This is a genomic window from Paenibacillus sp. OK076 (assembly GCF_900110055.1).
Classification (GTDB): Bacteria; Bacillota; Bacilli; order Paenibacillales; family Paenibacillaceae; genus Paenibacillus.
Genome location: NZ_FOCH01000001.1, coordinates 1,410,437 through 1,428,590, shown reverse-complemented (window position 1 = coordinate 1,428,590; position 18,154 = coordinate 1,410,437). Strand labels below are relative to the sequence as shown.

The following is an 18,154-nucleotide window of genomic DNA, read 5'->3' as shown; positions in this document are numbered from 1 at the left end:
CGATTATATGAGTCTCGCCGTCATGTGTAAAGAAAATTAACACCTATTGTGCATGAACACAAAGGATGAATCATTTTTTATCCATAAAGCCCAATCCTTCTAATCTCATGTCAGCATGTCAGAAGAGATGAAATGATCTATGTCCAGTAATGTCCAGAGATCAACTTCATACCTCACGCTGCAAAGGCCAACCTCATGGAGCTTCTTATTCCCCACATCGTATTCCACAATACACAGAAAAACTCCCGTCCTTTCGAACGGAAGCCTTCTTCAAGAGCATACAAGACGAAGTTAATCGGCCTGAGCCGCAGATACCTTGCCCATATCATACAATTCCTCGGACTGGGACGTAATGAATGGGCTCGGTTTATCCATGCAATAGATATGCAGTAAATGCATCGCACGCGTACATGCCGTATAGAACAGCTTACGTTCATGTTCCTGCGCATATTGCGATGCAGATCCGTCATAGATCAGAACCGCATCAAACTCCACACCTTTGGCCAGATACGCCGGGATGACATGCACACCCCGTTCAAAGGCGAGTGTTGTTTTCTTGATCAGCTTCGGTGCCGCAGGCAATACGTTGCTTAATGTTTCGTGTACGTCCTTGCTTTCTTCCGCGGTTTTGCAGATGACCGCAACCGATTCATACCCTTCCTGAATCAGGTGTTTGAGATCGGCTGTTATAACATCCAGATGCTCCTGTTCATTGGAAGAAACAATCACTTTCGGCTTCTCCCCGCCCCGGTTAAATGGAACAATCTCTTCTCCACCGGGAACCATGCCGCGTGTGAACTCCACGATCTCCTGTGTTGAACGATAACTTCTCGTCAGCTCGATCACTTCCGTATTTTCCGGACCATACAGGTTGGTTAGCGGCCCCGTACCACTCAATACCGAAGAGTGTGCATAGATGGCTTGATTAAAATCTCCAAGTGCGGTGAATTTCGATCTCGGAAACAATCTTTTCATAAAAGCAAGCTGGAAGGCAGAGTAATCCTGCGCCTCATCAATGATCACATGGCGGATATTGGAGTTAATATGGAAACCGAGCAGCAACTCACGCAAATACAAATAAGGTGTGATATCCTCATAGGCCAGCTCCTGTAATTTCAGTCTGCGAAGTGTCATCTCACTAATCTCTTCCCAGTGTGAAGGCAGTGCTTCCTCTCCCAAGAGGCGAACCATCTGGGCCCGGTCACTGAACAAGTGCGCGTACAGCTGACGGACATCGACAAAACGTAATGATTTGATCCATTTGCGCAAAGGCTTGAGCCGATCACTGACCACCATTCGGGCAAGGATCTCTCGTTCCTGCTGGAAATCATCGAACGTGTCTGACTTCCCTTTTTGCTTACGCTTCAGTCGTTGATAAGCTCGCTGCAGATCCTCCGGCTCCATCAGATCCAGTTGTTGATCTACCCAAGGTGCTTCCAATTCGCCTTTACCAAAGGCCGATAACTCTTTGAGCATCCAGTCCCGCAGGATTTCCAATCGATTCACCAGCTTGACGGATGGCTCGAAGCTATAGAATTTCTCCGCCATGGCTTCAGCTGTAACCACAGCCCGTCCTTGGAACCGAACCGGCTTGAACTTCATGCCTTCCGACATCATGCTGTCCTTATAACGCGTTATGACCTTCAGGAAAGATTCGGATGACTTGAATCGAATGCCGGACATACGCGCATCGTACTGAGGATCTTCTGTTCCGGTGAGTACGTATTCAAGCTGAATGAATGGGTCTTCCAGCTGATATTCACGGCCCAGACGGCGTTCCAGATACTCCTGGAAGGTCGTTTGCAGCATGTTTTCCTCCCCAAGCTCGGGCAGTACGGTGGAAACATAACTGTTGAACATCGGGTTTGGCGAAAAAAGGACCATCTGATCCGCTTGCAGATGCTCGCGGTATTTATAGAGAAGATACGCCACACGCTGAAGTGCAGCGGATGTTTTACCACTGCCAGCAGCTCCCTGCACGATCAGCATGCGAGTCCGGTCATTACGGATAATCCGGTTCTGCTCCTTCTGAATCGTCGCCACAATGCTTTTCATCTGTGCATCCGAGGTTCGGCTAAGAACGGCCTGTAACAGTTCATCCCCAATCGTAACCCCGGTGTCGAACATAAAGCGGATACGTCCATCCCGAATGACAAACTGCCGCTTCATCTCAATATCGCCACTTATCTCACCGCTCGGTGTATGATACGTGACCGGACCTGGTGCACCATCGTAATACAGGTTCGATATGGGTGCACGCCAGTCATAGACAAGGAAGGATTCCTCTTTCTCATCCAGCAATGATGCGATCCCCAGATAGATTCGTTCTGCATTCGGATAGCCATTTTCCTTAAAATCAATGCGTCCAAAATACGGTGAATGATGCAGCCGTTTCATTTTGTCCAGCGCTGCTGCCGTATTCAGGTGACTGCGCTCCCGGTCCGATAAAACCTGTGATTGCTGCCGCATGCTGGTGGAGGTTTCACCCACGTCATCCGCTTCGCTGAAGTTCATGGTGACTTCGTCCCAGAAGTCTTTTCTCATCCCCACAACTTCGTCCCTGAAGGAACCTACCTCTTTTTCTAGGATGTCTATTTTCCGATCAATCTGTTCTGTTACAATGTTGACCCGCTGTTGCTCCTCGCTCCATTGCTGGTCTGTACTCATATGTTAATACGCCCCTCTTTCCCCGGATTGTGTCCTCAAAAGCCCATTTGACAAGCCCGAAAAGGCTATGGTATAATTAATTAGAAAGTAAACATTTTTATTTTATGTTAATTAGTTCTAATTTTCTGAAAACCATTTTTTATTGTACCAGTGACAACGTCCCGATGCAAGCGGAGGCGTTTTTTGTTGTTTTTATTCTATTATTACCCTCGATTGGGATGAATATAGAACGTTTACCATTCTATTGTCGTAATTCTTCAATAGTTTCTCTCCAGCGTGTAATGGCCCCAGACTCGTCTTTTAATTGAAATGTTATTCCTGAAGTAATCTCCGCATAGGGTGCATGATCTACTCGAACGTTTAACACTTGAGCCTCGAAACGATCTCTTGGATGAACAGCTTCCATGAGTTGTGGCAGTGACGTGACACCCAGACGAATAGATAACAAGCTTTGCTGATGGACAGCAATCAAGGTAGCCTTGCCTGTTCGGCTCATATTCATACTTGTCTGCGTTTCCGGCCATAAAGCCAGTCTCAGCAGGTTTGGCGTGACCGCAATAACTTCCCCCATACTGATCATCGCCTGATGTGGCCAACCAGCTTCGGACACCGTCAGCAATTGCATCGCTTCGTGCTGCTTCTGCTCCAGATCCTGTCCATTGAACCACTGCATCCATTCAGGGCCAAGCTGTGTTAAATTCATACGTATCTACCTCGGTTCGATTGAGTTGGTTGCGCAAGGTTTGTGCTATGTATGCAAAACAACCCGGACACGCTGTCCGGGCTGGTTGTGGTTTCATTGTATATGATGAAACCACATCACCGCAAACTGTACTACCATGTTTACGGCCATTTTAGCCAATTCAGAATTTTATCCTGGGACTCCTTGTCTTCACTGGCACTATGAACATGCTCGGCAAGCCGGTTCAATCGTTCCAGCTGATAGCCATAATCATAGATCGCAGCGGCCACGATGGACAATCTCAGCATCCCTTCCTGATCGATATCAAACTGGGAAATGGCCTGCTCCATGAAACGATCATTATCCAAAATGAACTGTGCCGCCTCTTCCCCGTTTGGTTTCAGCTTATCCTCGAATTTGAGCAGCGCATGTTCATGGAATTTGATGACAAGCTCCAGATGTGTATCAAAGAACTGATCCATTTCCGGTGTTCGCTGTGCCTGGAAATAATGGCGTTCTACCGAATCCAGCACATCGAATCCTTTTTGCAGACTCAGCAGCATCTGTTTGTACACGACCATCTGCCGCGTCTCGCTGAATTTGGAACGTTTCATCTTCTTCTGCTCTTCTTCAAACAAATTATATTTATCTGACAAAGATTTAATGGAACCGCCCAGATTATTTTTCTCATCCCGGAACACCACTTCCTTGATCTCATCCGAGATGGATGTCCGCAGCAGCAGTGACATGCCACTGAACACACTCTGGATCTGCTTTACGAACTGAATCTTCGGCTTGGGTGGAAATACCGTAATGTTGATAAGAAATGCAGATACAATGCCGACAAGTGTCAGCAGGAAACGGTTTAATGCAAAATGCCAGTCACCCGACGCTTCCATAATCGATACAACGGTTACCAGCGTCAGGCCGACCGTTTCACCCATATTCAATTTAAGACAAATCATAATAACCAGCACAATAATTAACCCGACGGCGATGGGCTCATTGGACAGCACCATGCCTCCCAGCAGGGCCACAATTGCCCCAAGTGTGGTGGTCTGCAGCTGATCCAGGAAATACTTCCAGGAACGATAAATGGATGGCTGCATCGCAAAGATGGCCGCGATTGCGGCGGGAACGGGAGATTGCGGGTTCAGGAACATGCTGCTAAGGTACAGGGCCAGCGTGACCGCAATCCCTGTCTTAAGTACACGTGCACCAAATGACATGGTGACCCCTCCTCTTTTTCGAAACTGATTTCATTCGTTGGATGATCATTATCATTATTACCCCATATTTCTTTTTTTGCCCGAATCAATTCAGGAGAACGATTTATTGTATCATGGAAGCCTTTGGGTTACCATGCCCTGTATCCTGTTGATGAGTTAGATTCCCTGTTACTTCTATGTATACACAACAATACCCCACACTCCACTATCGGAAGTAGGGGTATTGTTGGTTTAACTCAAACGGAGAAAGTTATAAGAACCTTCCTTCCCATTCACGCTTAAATTGCTCCACGAACTGCACCATAAAGTCATGACGCTGCTCTGCCAGTTCCTTGCCATAGGACGTGTTCATGAGATCCTTTAGCTTAAACAGCTTTTCGTAAAAGTGATTGATCGTTGTACTGCGTCCATTCCGATACTCCTCCCGCGTCATCTGCTCTCGTGGCGGCAGGGCGGGATCATACATCTCACGGCCTCTCGCACCGGCAAAAGCAAACGTACGCGCAATACCAATGGCGCCCAGCGCATCCAGGCGATCCGCATCCTGCACCACCTGGGCTTCCAGGGATGAGACGGTAGGACGCTGTCCTCCTGCATAGGAAATAGAACTAATGATGTGTACCACAGCTTCCCGTGTACCCGCTTCAAGCGGCTGGGTATCCAGCCATTCATTCAGCTTCGCCATTCCGGCTTCAAGACTTTCGTTAAGCTTCTCATCCGGCACATCATGAAGCAATGCAGCGAGTTCACAGATAAAGGGATCGGCACCCATACGGTGTGCAAGCTCGACCGCAAGTGCGGTCACCCGCTCGATATGCGGCCAGTCATGACCATCCGTATGTGCGGCCGCATCTCCCTGTACAAAAGCACGAGCCGCCCGAAGAATAGCCTCTCCTGTTAACGTTCCATCAACATGATCCTCATGCCCCGATGGTTGCGCACTTTGATTCAGATGTTGAGGGGATTTCTCCTGCATCTTACACGTCCCCGCCTTCGCGAGCTTGTTCACGCGGTATACGTCTTGCCACGCCGGTCTTGACCGCTGCTTCAATCACCCGATTGCGCATCGATTTGACGATTTTATCGTTAAACACACTCGGAATAATATAATAACGGGTGCGCTCTTCATCCGAAATGGCTGAAGCAATCGCCTGAGCTGCTGCGAGCTTCATCTCTTCATTAATCTCACTGGCACGGCAATCCAGAACAGCTCTGAACATACCCGGGAAACACAATACGTTATTGATCTGATTCGGATAATCCGAGCGCCCTGTCGCCATGACAGCCACGATATCTTCCACCACAGACGGCATAATCTCCGGTACCGGATTGGCCATGGCAAATACAATCGGGTCGGCGGCCATGGTTTGCACATCTTCCCGGGTTAACAGATTACCGCGTGACAAGCCGATGAAGACATCTGCTCCGCGAATTACTTCACGAAGTGAACCTGTCTCCAGTTCCGGGTTGGTACGCGCTGCATAGTCGCTCCATACTTCATTTTCATAGGTAGCCGTCCGTACCAATGCACCATCACGATCGACCCCGACAACCCGACTTGCTCCCGCGGACAGCAGAATATTACTGCATGCCACACCAGCTGCACCGATACCACAGACGACAATTTTTACATCCGTGATGGATTTGCCGACCAGCTTGAGTGCATTGATCAGACCTGCATACAACACAACTGCTGTACCATGCTGATCGTCATGAAATACCGGAATGTCCAATTCCTCATTCAAGCGACGCTCAATTTCAAAACAACGTGGTGAGGAAATATCCTCCAGATTAATCCCGCCAAATGCTGGTGAGATCGCTTTCACAGTTCGAATGATTTCCTCGGTATCCTGTGTATCCAGGCAGATTGGAAAAGCGTCCACTCCTGCAAATTGTTTGAACAACATCGCTTTACCTTCCATGACCGGCATCGCGGCACGTGGTCCAATGTTGCCAAGTCCAAGCACGGCACTGCCATCCGATACTACGGCAACCGTATTCCGCTTGATTGTCAGCGAAAATGCCTTTCCAGGCTCTTCTGATATAGCCGAGCATACCCGGGCCACATCCGGTGTATATACACGTGACAGATCTTCACGGTTATGAATCGGGACCTTCGGTGTAACCTCAATCTTGCCGCCCAAATGCAGCAGGAACGTCCGGTCCGATACGTTTATGATGGATGCCCCTTTAAGCTGACGCACCCCTTCTATAATTTTGCTGTTATCTTGTGCATCCGTTACAGCGACAGTTAAGTCGCGCACACTAACATCCTGATTGGTCGAAATGACGTCGATGGCTATGATGTCCCCGCCAGCTTCCGAGATGGCCGAGGCCACTTCGCCAAACTTGATATCTTTTGTTGTCATTTCCAGCCGAATAATAAAGCTGTTACCGTCTAAATTCCTTTGATTCATTCCAATTCCTCCCAGACTGAAAGTCATGAGTTGCAATGTTACCTGTTTGTCTTCGCTGCGCGGACACGTTTATCCTTTATCTTGCCCAGAAAAAGTACTCAGCGTGATATCATTACGACAAAAAGGACCACCCTCTTCGTCTGATCGAGACGTTAAGGGTGACCCTTCTGCACGCTTTATAAGTTGAACTAAAGAATATTTACACTTGCCACTCCAATGACAGAACAGCCTTCCGATCGCTGTTATCTCCGCATTTTTCAGCCTAATGAGTAACAAATATATTATTTACGCTCAGCCACTCTTTTCAATACCCTGATGTCATATGGCTGCAAATCCAGGCTGCCCTCCACAGCATCATCACTCAGCAGATCACGATAGGACTGGTTGTCCAGTTCTACTTGCTTCGGCTCCGGTGTGTAGTTCTGCACAAAAACATAATCCGCTGTGCCATCTGTACGGATGTGTGCCGTAACTCCAGCAGGAAGCTGAGTTTCAAGAGCACGCTCTATACCCAGATCAGTGATTAAATTGCCATAGAAATCATCGTAAAATGGAGCTTTGAAACGTGTAGCCATATAATAAGCTTTACCTGAACCAAGACGGTTAACGGTCAAAGCAGGCCGTCCGGCATAGAAGTCCGAGCGATATGTCGCCAGCGCTTCTGCACCTTCCAGATGAATCAGGTCACATAATTCGAAAGCATCATATTCGGCATTCAGTTGAAGCTCGTTGCCTTTCACAGGCACAACCCCATTCAAATCACGGTCATGCAAGCCGTCGATCTCTTCTGACCAGATCCCCAGCGTCTTGCGAAGCGGTCCAGGGAATCCGCCGAGGAAGCACAGATCATTCTCATTTACGATACCTGACCAATACGTGGCTACAAATGCACCGCCATTTTCCACAAATCGCTCAATACGTTCGCCGACGCCTTCACGAACCAGATAGAGCATAGGTGCGATGAGCAGCTTGTAATTGGAGAGATCAGCATCCATGTCGATGACGTCTACAGGCACACCTTTTTTCCAAAAGGCATCATAATGCCATTCTACCGTCTGCTCGTACTTCACTCCGATGTTACGCGGCCCTTGGGAATCCTTCACTGCCCAGCGGTTTTCCCAGTCGAAGATGATAGCAACCTCGGCCGGAACGGACGTGCCAACCACCGCCTGCATTCCTTCCAGTGCCGTTCCTACGTCAGTAACATCCTGGAACACACGGGTATGTTCATGCCCAACATGGTCCACAACCGCTCCATGAAGCTTTTCACTGGAACCCCGACTCTTTCTCCACTGGAAGTACTGTACACTGTCCGAGCCGTGCGCTACAGCTTGCAGAGATGCCAGCAGATGCATGCCCGGACGTTTCAATTTGCTGGTATCTTGCCAGTTGGTTGAGCTTGGTGTGCTCTCCATTAATAGAAACGGCTGCCCACCCTTGATGGAACGAACAATATCATGCATCATGGCAATTCGGGATGCCAGCGTATCTTCTTCATCCGCATCATGCCATGTCGGATAACTGTCCCATGACAGGAAATCCAGAATGTCAGCGAACTTCCAGTAGTTCAATCCTTCATAAAATTCCATCAGGTTAGTCGTTACCGGCAGATCGGGATTTTTGGCCTTCAGCGGTTTCGTTTCGTGCACGATAAAATCAGCAGTCTGATCTGTGACAAACCTGCGCCAGTCCAGATTCATCGCATGGACCTGTGTCTCTCCGTGCGGGGCAGGAGACTCCACTTGACTCCAGTCTGTCACGGTATGACTCCAGAATGTTGTCCACCAGGAGTGATTCAACTCGTCCAGAGTGCCGTATTTGTTTTTCACCCAGCCGCGAAAAGCGTCCTGGCAATAATCACAGTGGCAATCCCCGCCGAATTCATTGGAAATGTGCCAGCCAATGACTGCGGGATGATCCGAGTAACGTTCTGCAAGTTTGGTGTTGATTGCCGTAACCTTCTCCCGGTATACCGGGGATGTATAACAATGGTTGTGACGGAAGCCATGCAGGTTACGCACCCGATTGGCCCCAACACGCAGCACTTCGGGATACTTGGCCGACATCCAGGCAGGTCTTGCACCGCTTGGGGTAGCCAGGAATGCATAGATTCCATTGGCAGCAAAACGATCCAGTACTTGATCCAGCCACTCAAACGTGTACACGCCTTCCTCCGGTTCAAGGGATACCCATGAAAAGATGCCAATGGACATCACATTACATTTTGCCAACTTCATCAGGCGGATATCTTCTTCAAGGACTTCAGGATAGCGGAGCCATTGCTCCGGGTTATAGTCTGCACCATGTAACATATGAGGTGCTTTGGAGCTTACCGGTGGATATTTGTATGTCATGCTGACAACTCCTTATTCATTTCATTTTGAATCATCTATTTGATTAATGCAGCACTCGGCTGCTCATCCAATGCAGTGTCATTTTCCTCTCCAGCCTTCAGTGCTGAAAACGATTGCAACTTCTGTCCCTTGAAGTCAAACATCGTCAGGTTGCCCCAGTTATTCGGATGTCCAACAGACCACTCTTCCTTGCTAGGAATCCAGGCAGGCTCCCAGTAATAGAAACCCGCTCCGAGACCGCCCGGAACTTCACGAATAATCTGCAGTAGATCCTTCAGATAACGTGTCTGTCCTTCTACACTTGCCGGATACCCGGGCAGCAGCAGTTCTTCCTGATTCAGAATCCACTCGTGGCCTTCAGGCTGCTCCAATGTCCAAGGATAAGCGGTTTCAACCACATTGATGGGTTTGCCGTAGCGTTTAGCCAGGTCATGCAGATTATCCCGCAGTGCATCCAGTGTTCCATGCCACCAAGGGTAATACGAGAGCCCAATGACATCGAACTCCACACCAAGCGCTTCAAATCGATCATAGAACTTGCGGCTCTCCGCATTATCACCACCGCGGTCTATATGGATCATGATCTTGATGTCAGGATCGATGGATTTAACCGCAGCGATGCCATACTTCACAAGTCCAGCAAAACGCTCCCACTGTTCATCAGTATCATGCTCTTCCCCACCAACACGCCCTTCATCCCATAACATGCCAGGTGTAATCTCATTTCCCACCTGCACCATGTCTGGCAAAGCCTCATGTTCCTTGAGTGTCCTCAGTACGTCTGCCGTATAGGTACATACCTCACGTTGCAGTTCCTCATAGGACAGCTTCTCCCACGCCTTTGGCTTCCATTGATTGGCTGGATCAGCCCAGCGATCCGAATAATGAAAGTCCAGCAAAAATTGCAGGCCTTGTTCCTTGATCCGTTTGGCTACCGCTACCGTCCGCTCCAGATTACAGAATCCGCCTACAGGATCATTCCAGATTCGCAACCGAATTGCATTGGCATCACCCAGCTTGAGAATGGTCAGCAAGTCCTCCTGCTGCCCATGCTCATCACGATAGCTCCCACCATGCTGCTCAATTTCATCCATAAATGACACATCCATTCCAAGAATGAATGCCTCTTCCTTTAAATTGCTCACTTTATCAACCTCCGTTTAATTTAGATGCAGGCTCAGCCTTTAACCGAACCCAAGGTCATACCTTTGACAAAGAAGCGCTGCAGGAATGGATACACAATGAGGATTGGCGCACTTCCAATAAAAATCTGTGCCGCTCTTACTGTGGTTTGAGAAATGGTCTCCATCTCTTTCGGGTTCATGGCCATCGTACTCATATCACGTTTGATAATTACGGTCTGCATGAACGTAGCCAGTGGATAATCCTTGGCATTGTTCATATAGAGCAATCCGTCAAACCATGAGTTCCAGTGAAACACCATGCTGAACAGTGCAATGGTTGCGATCGATGGCATGGAAATCGGCAGGAAAATACTGAACAACGTTCTGAAGTGATTGGCTCCATCCATCAGCGCCGCTTCCTCAAGCTCTTTCGGAATACCCCGGAAGAAGTTTAGCATCAGAATAACGAGGAAGGTGTTAACAGCTCCCGGCAGTACCAACACCCAGAAGGAATCCATCAGGCCGATCTTCTGGATGACCATATAGAAGGGAACGAGTCCCCCATTGAAGATCATACTAAAAACAAAAATCCATGAATAGACGGTTCTTCCTTTAAATTCATTATTTTCTTTCGACAACGGGTACGCCGCCAAAAAGGTAATTAGCAACGTAATTCCCGTACCAATAACTGTCCGCAGCAAGGAAATCCAGAGAGAGTTTAGGAAAATCGGATTATTCATCGTTTTTTTGTATGCTTCAAGCGAGAATCCTACCGGCCAGAGGCTGACGAGGTTGGCATCTGCGGCAGCCTTGTTACTGAAGGATACAGCCAGGACATGAATCATCGGTACAATACACATAATGGCAACCAAAATGAGAAAACAAATATTAATGACGTTGAACACGCGATAAGGCGTTGATTTATGATACATCGTGGTCCCTTCTTTCTCCGTTCATTCGATTAGAATATGCGATATCCGGCGTATTTTTTGGCTAAGCTGTAGGATACAAGGATCAAGACCATGCTGATGACCGATTTAAATAATCCAATGGCGGTCGCGAAGCCCATCTCTCCATTTTCCAGCGCCGAGCGATAAACGAATGTATCAATAATGTCGCCTGTTTGATATACGAGCGGGTTGTACAGGTTGAAAATCTGATCGAACCCGGCGTTAAGCACGTTGCCCAGTGCCAGTGTTCCAACCACCATCAGCATCGGTACAAGAGACGGAATGGTAATATGCAGCGTCTGCTTCCAACGACCCGCTCCGTCAATCTCTGCTGCTTCATACAGCGCCGGGTTAATGCCGGCAAGGGCAGCCAGGAAGACAATCATGTTATAGCCAAATTCCTTCCACACATCCGTTAGAATGATCGTTGGTCGGAACCAGCTGTTATCTCCAAGGAAGAAATATGGCCCAAGTCCGAATGTCCCGAGTACCCGGTTCACCAGTCCTCCGGTCGATAACAGATCAATCAGAATTCCGCCCAGGATGACCCAAGACAAGAAGTGAGGCAGATACACCAAGGTTTGGATCGTTCGCTGGATCGCCATCTTGCGAACCTCATTGAGCAGAATCGCGAACACAAACGGGACAAACAAGTTAAAGATCAGTTTGAGCACAGCAATGATCAGTGTATTCCAAATGACTTGCAGGCTATCCTCGCGTTCAAACAAATATCTAAAATTATCAAGCCCGACCCACTCCGAGCCGCTGATGCCGAGCCAAGGTTTGTAGTTCTGAAATGCCATAACAATTCCGCCCATAGGCACATAACTGAATATAATCAGAAAGATGATGGCTGGCAGCAGCATTACGTGAAATGGCCAAGTTCGTTTTAAAGTTCTCATGATTGCTCCCCCTGTAATTCTTCCTACTCAAGTGCTCCCTGAGTGGCTTATACTGCGATTATATCAACCGTTTGCATAGGTCAAACAGCACATAAAAGCAATATAAATGGCACAAAAGCAACCAGTTTGGACTCGCTGTCATTCGAGTCATTCATTCACTGCTGACATGCACCTCCCGCAAGCAAATCAAGCTCTCATAACGACAAAAAAAGCGTGCAGACCTAGTTGGTCTGCACGCTCCTGTATCCTTATTTTTTCACACTGTCATACCATTCGTTGACCTCTTGTGTGATTTGGTCACCGCCACCCGATTTCCACGTTTGTACAAATGTATCGAACGCATCTACCGGATTTTTGCCATAAATGATTTCGTTAAACGTTTGGTTCTCAATTTTATTGAGATAGTCGAGCTTGGATTTCATAGTTGAAGTTGTAGGACCTGTAAACATGTTTTTGAACGAGATGTCCTTCTGATCAAGCAATTCTTTGGCAGCTGCAGGCGTCTCTGGCCCATAGTTCACCGCTACATCTTTCTCCAGCTTTGTTTCTGGTTCCTTGCCATCAGCCAGATTCATCAGGGCTTTCATCTGTGCATCCGGAATACGTGCGCCATCACGAACGAGCAAATAACGTACAACATTCACATATCCACCGTCCATATCAGCCGGTTTCACTTGTTTCCCATTTGCATCCAATTGATAATCATAGCCTTCAAACAGACCGTTGTCATACGGACTTCCTTTGGCTGGATCAGCATAGTTGTCGAACAGGTAGTTCTGGTATGTGAAGAATGCTTCCGGATGTTCCATATCTTTTTTGATCAGCGTAACACCATTAACAAATTGTGTTCCGTGACGCATCGCTTTGCCATCAGGGCCTGCCGGAATTGCAATCGGTTTCCACACAGCACTTGGTACGTTTTTCACTGTGTCGATCAGCGGCCATCCGCTCATCCAGTAAGGACCAGGGATAATACCGGCTGTACCTGCCACTGCAGGCTCTGCTGTTTTGTTCTCATCCCACAACGCTGCTTCCTGCGGGATATATCCTTTTTTGAGCCATTCGCTCAATTTGGTCAGACCTTGCTTCATGCCAGGATTGATGGAACCATACTCCAGCTTGCCATCTGCTCCTAAATTCCATTGCTGAGGCAAAGTACCATATGCGCCGAAGATCCAGGATGGATCACCCATCCATGTGTTCATGGAAGTTTTGAAGCCAATGCTCAGTGGAGTAACCTTGTCTGGAGTCAATCCATCCGGATTTTTATTTTTGAAGGCTTCCATTACCGTTTCCAGTTCGTCAATGGTTTTTGGCGCCTCCAAATTCAGCTTGTCCAGCCAATCCTGGCGAATCCAGAGTAGATAATCATTGTTGTAGGCGTAGTCCAGCACCGGAATACCCATTTTTTTGCCATCTCTGCTGTACTGATTCCATACATTTGGATCTTGCTCCATCGCTTTTTTCCATGTATCAGAAGCATATTTGTCGAACAGCGGCCCAACTTCCTGATACATGCCGGAGTCAATCAAATCTTGAGCAACTAAATTATCCGGCTGCCCTATTGTCACAACATCCGGCATTTCCTGACCGGAAGACATTGCAAGACGAAGTTTGGTTGCAAATGCACTGTTCGTATCTGTCACAGACCACAAGGATTTGATTTCAATTCCAAATTTGTCTTTGGCCCACTTGGTTGCCACGTTATTTTCCATCGATTCGCCATTTTTGAATTTCAGCTCAGGGTCGATTCCCCATGCTGTTGTAATCGTTACTGCCGGATCATATTTTTCTTTGTATTCGTTTTCAACGGCTGGCGTGCTCGAACCCGCGTTCTCACCGCCACTGTTGCCTCCTCCACATGCAGATAGGATGACAGCGAGACAGGTTGTCGTAGCGAGGAGCGGTAGCCATCTCTTTTTTGTAGATTTCGCTCTCATTTGTTGTTCCCCCTTAATCATTTTGGTTACCCTTTCATTATAGGCCTGCCGGGTCTTTCAGCCTATGTCACGAAAACAAGATTTCTGCACCTTTGGCAACCTATATCTTGGAATGATGTTGAAATTATGCCTGATCCCGATATTCATTCGGTGTCATGCCGTAATGCTTTTTGAACATTTTGCTGAAATATTGCGGATTCTGGTACCCCAGCTCACTGGTAATCTCGTATATCTTTTTATTGGTGTTTTTGAGCAAATACAATGCACGCTCCATCCGCATGCGAATCATATAATCTCCCAGCCCCTCACCTGTCTCGGCTTTGTAGATTTTGGACAAATACACGGGATGCAAATACACCTTGTCTGCGATCATCTTCACGGACAGATCCTGTCCTGCGTCTCTCGTTACCATCTCCTGAACCTGCTTGATGACGTGTCTGCGACTCTGTACACCTTCGTGATCCGATAGCTCCTCCTGCAGTTTGGCAAGCATTTCAGTCGCCCAGCGACGAAGCTTGTCAGGTGATTGGATCAACTGATGCGCGAGCAGCAGGTCAAATCCCGCATGATCAATCTCATGTACGAGATGCCCCTGCTTGTGCGCGATATACATAAAGGCATTCGTTACAGACAAATACATCTCATATACATGCTCTCTGGAGAGACATACACGTTCCGCTGCATCAAAGACGGTATTCAGTTTACGTGCCGCCGCCTCCCACTGTTTGGTTTCAAGCAATTGAGGCAGTACGGGTGGCTTATAGAGCTCTTCAAGCGCTTGTGCCGCATCGTTCTCCGGTCGTTTGGACAGCTCTTTGTCCATGTAAATGATCGTATTTTCATCTGGACCCGACAGCACGAGTGATCCCAAACCTTTACGATAAGCGGTGGTCAGATCGGCAAATTGAAACGGTGCTGTGACCACCATGGACAGATCGCCTTGCAGATATCGAATAACATGCTCGCGGAAAGTGCCAGCTGGCTGCTTCAGCTCTTCCACATGTGTCTGAGCAGGCTCCGTCCAGACCGGACTCTGTATAATCATGACCAGACTCTCATGGGGACCTCGTCCAAACCACACGTTAAAATGGGGACCAAAAACCTCTTCTGCGATATTGCCAACGGCAAACTCCATCAAATCCAGTGATTGCTGATCCATTGCGGAGAACCGGCCTGTAAGGCGAATCAGCATCATAACTGCCGGTTGATCGGGCTGGAGCACAATCTCGTACTTCTCAAGCTGTTCACCCAGTGCCCGAGCTGTAATCTCGCGGCCCAGCAACAGATCATGCAACAGATTCTCCCGCAAAATTTTATAATCTGACTTCCGGCTGTATAACAACCGATGGTATTTATCAAATTCATCCCAATCATCCCGAAGGGACGTGATGGCGGCGGAGACCGAAGCCATGAACTCCTCATCGTTCACCGGCTTGAGAATATAATCGGCAGCCTGCAGCTGAATCGCTTTCTTGGCATATTGAAAATCACTGTGTCCGGTCAGCAGAATACAGCGGATATGCGCCCAGCGACTGCTTACCTCCTCAATCAGCTCCAGTCCGGACATGCCTGGCATTCGAATATCGGTCACCACGAGGTCCACTGCATTCTCTTCCAAGATCTGCAGCGCTTCCTTCCCAGATGCCGCACGGAAAACCGTCGTAACCCCGAGCTCTCCCCAGGGAATGGTTAATTCCAGACTTTCAGTTACATACGTCTCATCATCCACCAGTAAAATATCAATCAAGACAGTCACTCCCTATTTGCTTCGTTATGCAATGTATTCTTTCTTTTGTTATCATGCTGTGATCATATGGCGTCTCTATTTCTATCTTTCTATTCAAGAAGATGTTTCTCATCAGCAGGCCAAGACAAGGTAACACGCAGCCCACCGAGCGGTGATTCCGTTATGCTAATGCCCGCCTGGTCCCCATACCTGAGCTGAAGACGCTGATTAACGTTCCACAACCCGCAACCCATCTCTTGATCCATACCTCCTGTGAGTTTGTGAAGCAGCATCTGCCGGGCCTGCTCATCCATACCGTGCCCGTCGTCATCTACGGTAAGAATCATCATGCCATTTCTCTGTTCTCCCGACACCCGTATTTCCCCAGCTTCGGCATCGGCTTCAATCCCATGTATTACCGCATTCTCCACTAGTGGTTGTACGATGAGCGGAGGTACCTCCTGCCGCAAAATGTCCTCGGATAAGTCAATTTTGAAACGTATTCGGTCCATACGCATCTGCTGAATCTCCAGATAACAGGTGACGAATTCAATTTCCTCTGTGAGCGGCACCACATCACGCTCCTGCCTTGTCGTATACCGATAGTATCGGGACAGATTATGGGACATGGCAACGACAGCGTCGACACGCTTCAACTTGGCCATGCTCGTAATGAACGAGAAACAATTATAGAAAAAGTGTGGATTAATCTGCGATTGCAGCTGTTTCAGCCGGGCTTCACGCACATGAATCTGTTCCAGATACACGTGTTCAAACAACTGCTGAATCTGCGCCACCATGGAGTTAAATCGTTCGGACAAAAAGCTGAATTCATTACGTCCTTTGGGTGTAATTCGGACTGAATAATCCTCCTGCTTCAATCGTTGGAATCCACGAATCAACTGTTTGACAGGGACTTGGACCTGTACATATAACAGATAGGCCACGGCAAAACTCATCAATAGCAGACAAATCATGGCCGAATAAAATAGGATATTGGACTGGTGAATCGGCTTCAGAATAGCTGATAATGGCATGTAATCAACCAGATACCAGCCTGTCGTGCTGGACTTTACCGTATTAACCATGTAAGGCTCGCCGTCGATGACTACCGTCCGGTTATCCACATCCTTGAGCTTATCAATGGCCAGCTTGTCCATCAACTGACCTGTGAGGACACGATCCGAGGTTCGGTTATAGATAACCCCCGTCTCTTCCCGGTAATAGAAGGGATCATGGCGACCATCGTCCTTGAATTTGTCCAGCATATCTCGAATGTTGTCACTGTCGAATTCAAGCTTAATTACAGTCTGCGCATTGGCTGCAGGATCGCTAATGCCGTATGGTGATACGGTGATCCAGCTGAAAATGAATCGATCATCCTGCCCATCTTGAATCTTTCGAACATTCCATCCGGATGATATGTTGCCTCGCAGCGTCTGCTGATCGTAATAGCCGGCATCTCGTTCAGAGATGACCCTGCCGAGCGTCGGTGAATAGAGGTACAATTTCGTTGTCCAGTTGGACGAACTCTCCTGGATGCTCAGCTTGTTCTGAATACGTTTAACCAGATTGATCGTATCCAGGTCGAAATATTTACTGTCGGCGTAGATCCGCCGGAAGCTCGCAATATCAGGATCATGAATGAGCAGATTTGGCCACGAGGATAACAACTCGATGTGTGTATTCACCTGATTTTGAAAAAATTCCAGTTGGTTGCTGTTGGAGCGATTGAGCTCATCCCGCAGAACTGCTGTCGTTTTATGGTTGGAATACCAGTACAGCAGTACGACTGGGACCAGCATAATTAGAATTAAAATGACCATTTTGGAAAATAGATTCGTCCGGTATGACATCTTCTTACCTCACCTTGCCTTCATTAGTCAGTGAATCTAATTTTAACGATGAAAGCGATAAACATAAACTGTTTTTTCTGGGCGAATCCGCTTCATAGCTCAACTGTTACTCCTGACTTAACCTCTTTAAAGAGCTTCTCTATACATCGTAAGCGTTACCATATACATGCATAAAGGTGACAAAACCAACTTTTCTGCACTAATTGCAACTTCCACGCCAAAAAGAGCCGACATCAGCCAGCTCCTTACTAAACCCTGTATATTGGTTCATTTCTTCTAATTCTTTACACTCTTCTTATGTATTTAT

Annotated in this window: 12 protein-coding genes; all 12 read right to left on the bottom strand. The window is 47.7% G+C overall.

The window, feature by feature from the left end; all coding sequences use genetic code 11:
• Positions 1–291: 291 nt before the first annotated feature.
• The 12 genes from helD to BMY78_RS06450 all read right to left on the bottom strand — a co-directional run bounded on the left by helD (position 292) and on the right by BMY78_RS06450 (position 17,847).
• Positions 292–2,667 (bottom strand): RNA polymerase recycling motor HelD, encoded by a 2,376-nt coding sequence (gene helD, locus BMY78_RS06505; protein ID WP_090895769.1) that lies wholly within the window; start codon positions 2,665–2,667, stop codon positions 292–294.
• A gap of 241 nt (positions 2,668–2,908) precedes the next feature.
• Positions 2,909–3,370: a hypothetical protein gene (locus tag BMY78_RS06500; RefSeq protein WP_090895768.1), complete on the bottom strand. Its 462-nt coding sequence runs from the start codon at positions 3,368–3,370 to the stop codon at positions 2,909–2,911.
• A 140-nt stretch (positions 3,371–3,510) separates the two neighbouring features.
• Positions 3,511–4,578, bottom strand: coding sequence for an FUSC family protein (locus BMY78_RS06495; protein WP_076289428.1), 1,068 nt, complete (start codon positions 4,576–4,578; stop codon positions 3,511–3,513).
• Positions 4,579–4,828: 250 nt separating this feature from the next.
• Positions 4,829–5,554, bottom strand: a complete 726-nt coding sequence (locus tag BMY78_RS06490; protein WP_256221971.1) for an HD domain-containing protein — start codon at positions 5,552–5,554, stop codon at positions 4,829–4,831.
• Between the two features lies 1 nt (position 5,555).
• A complete protein-coding gene (locus BMY78_RS06485) occupies positions 5,556–6,995 on the bottom strand; it encodes an NAD-dependent malic enzyme (protein ID WP_090895766.1) in 1,440 nt (479 codons plus the stop codon).
• Between the two features lie 281 nt (positions 6,996–7,276).
• Complete coding sequence (locus BMY78_RS06480; protein ID WP_090895764.1) at positions 7,277–9,349, bottom strand: beta-galactosidase; 2,073 nt, start codon at positions 9,347–9,349, stop codon at positions 7,277–7,279.
• Between the two features lie 35 nt (positions 9,350–9,384).
• A complete protein-coding gene (locus tag BMY78_RS06475; RefSeq protein WP_090895762.1) occupies positions 9,385–10,494 on the bottom strand; it encodes a glycoside hydrolase family 53 protein in 1,110 nt (369 codons plus the stop codon).
• 32 nt (positions 10,495–10,526) lie between these two features.
• Entirely contained in the window at positions 10,527–11,405 is an 879-nt protein-coding gene (locus BMY78_RS06470) for a carbohydrate ABC transporter permease (protein ID WP_062321957.1), read from the bottom strand.
• A gap of 29 nt (positions 11,406–11,434) precedes the next feature.
• Positions 11,435–12,325, bottom strand: a complete 891-nt coding sequence (locus BMY78_RS06465) for an ABC transporter permease (protein WP_062321959.1) — start codon at positions 12,323–12,325, stop codon at positions 11,435–11,437.
• Positions 12,326–12,573: 248 nt separating this feature from the next.
• On the bottom strand, positions 12,574–14,265 hold the full coding sequence (locus BMY78_RS06460) for a type 2 periplasmic-binding domain-containing protein (RefSeq protein ID WP_090895760.1): 1,692 nt from the start codon (positions 14,263–14,265) through the stop codon (positions 12,574–12,576).
• 124 nt (positions 14,266–14,389) lie between these two features.
• The gene (locus BMY78_RS06455) at positions 14,390–16,012 is read right to left on the bottom strand and encodes a response regulator (protein ID WP_090895758.1); all 1,623 of its coding nucleotides are present in this window, start codon (positions 16,010–16,012) and stop codon (positions 14,390–14,392) included.
• An 89-nt stretch (positions 16,013–16,101) separates the two neighbouring features.
• Entirely contained in the window at positions 16,102–17,847 is a 1,746-nt protein-coding gene (locus tag BMY78_RS06450; protein ID WP_090895756.1) for a sensor histidine kinase, read from the bottom strand.
• Positions 17,848–18,154: the final 307 nt, after the last annotated feature.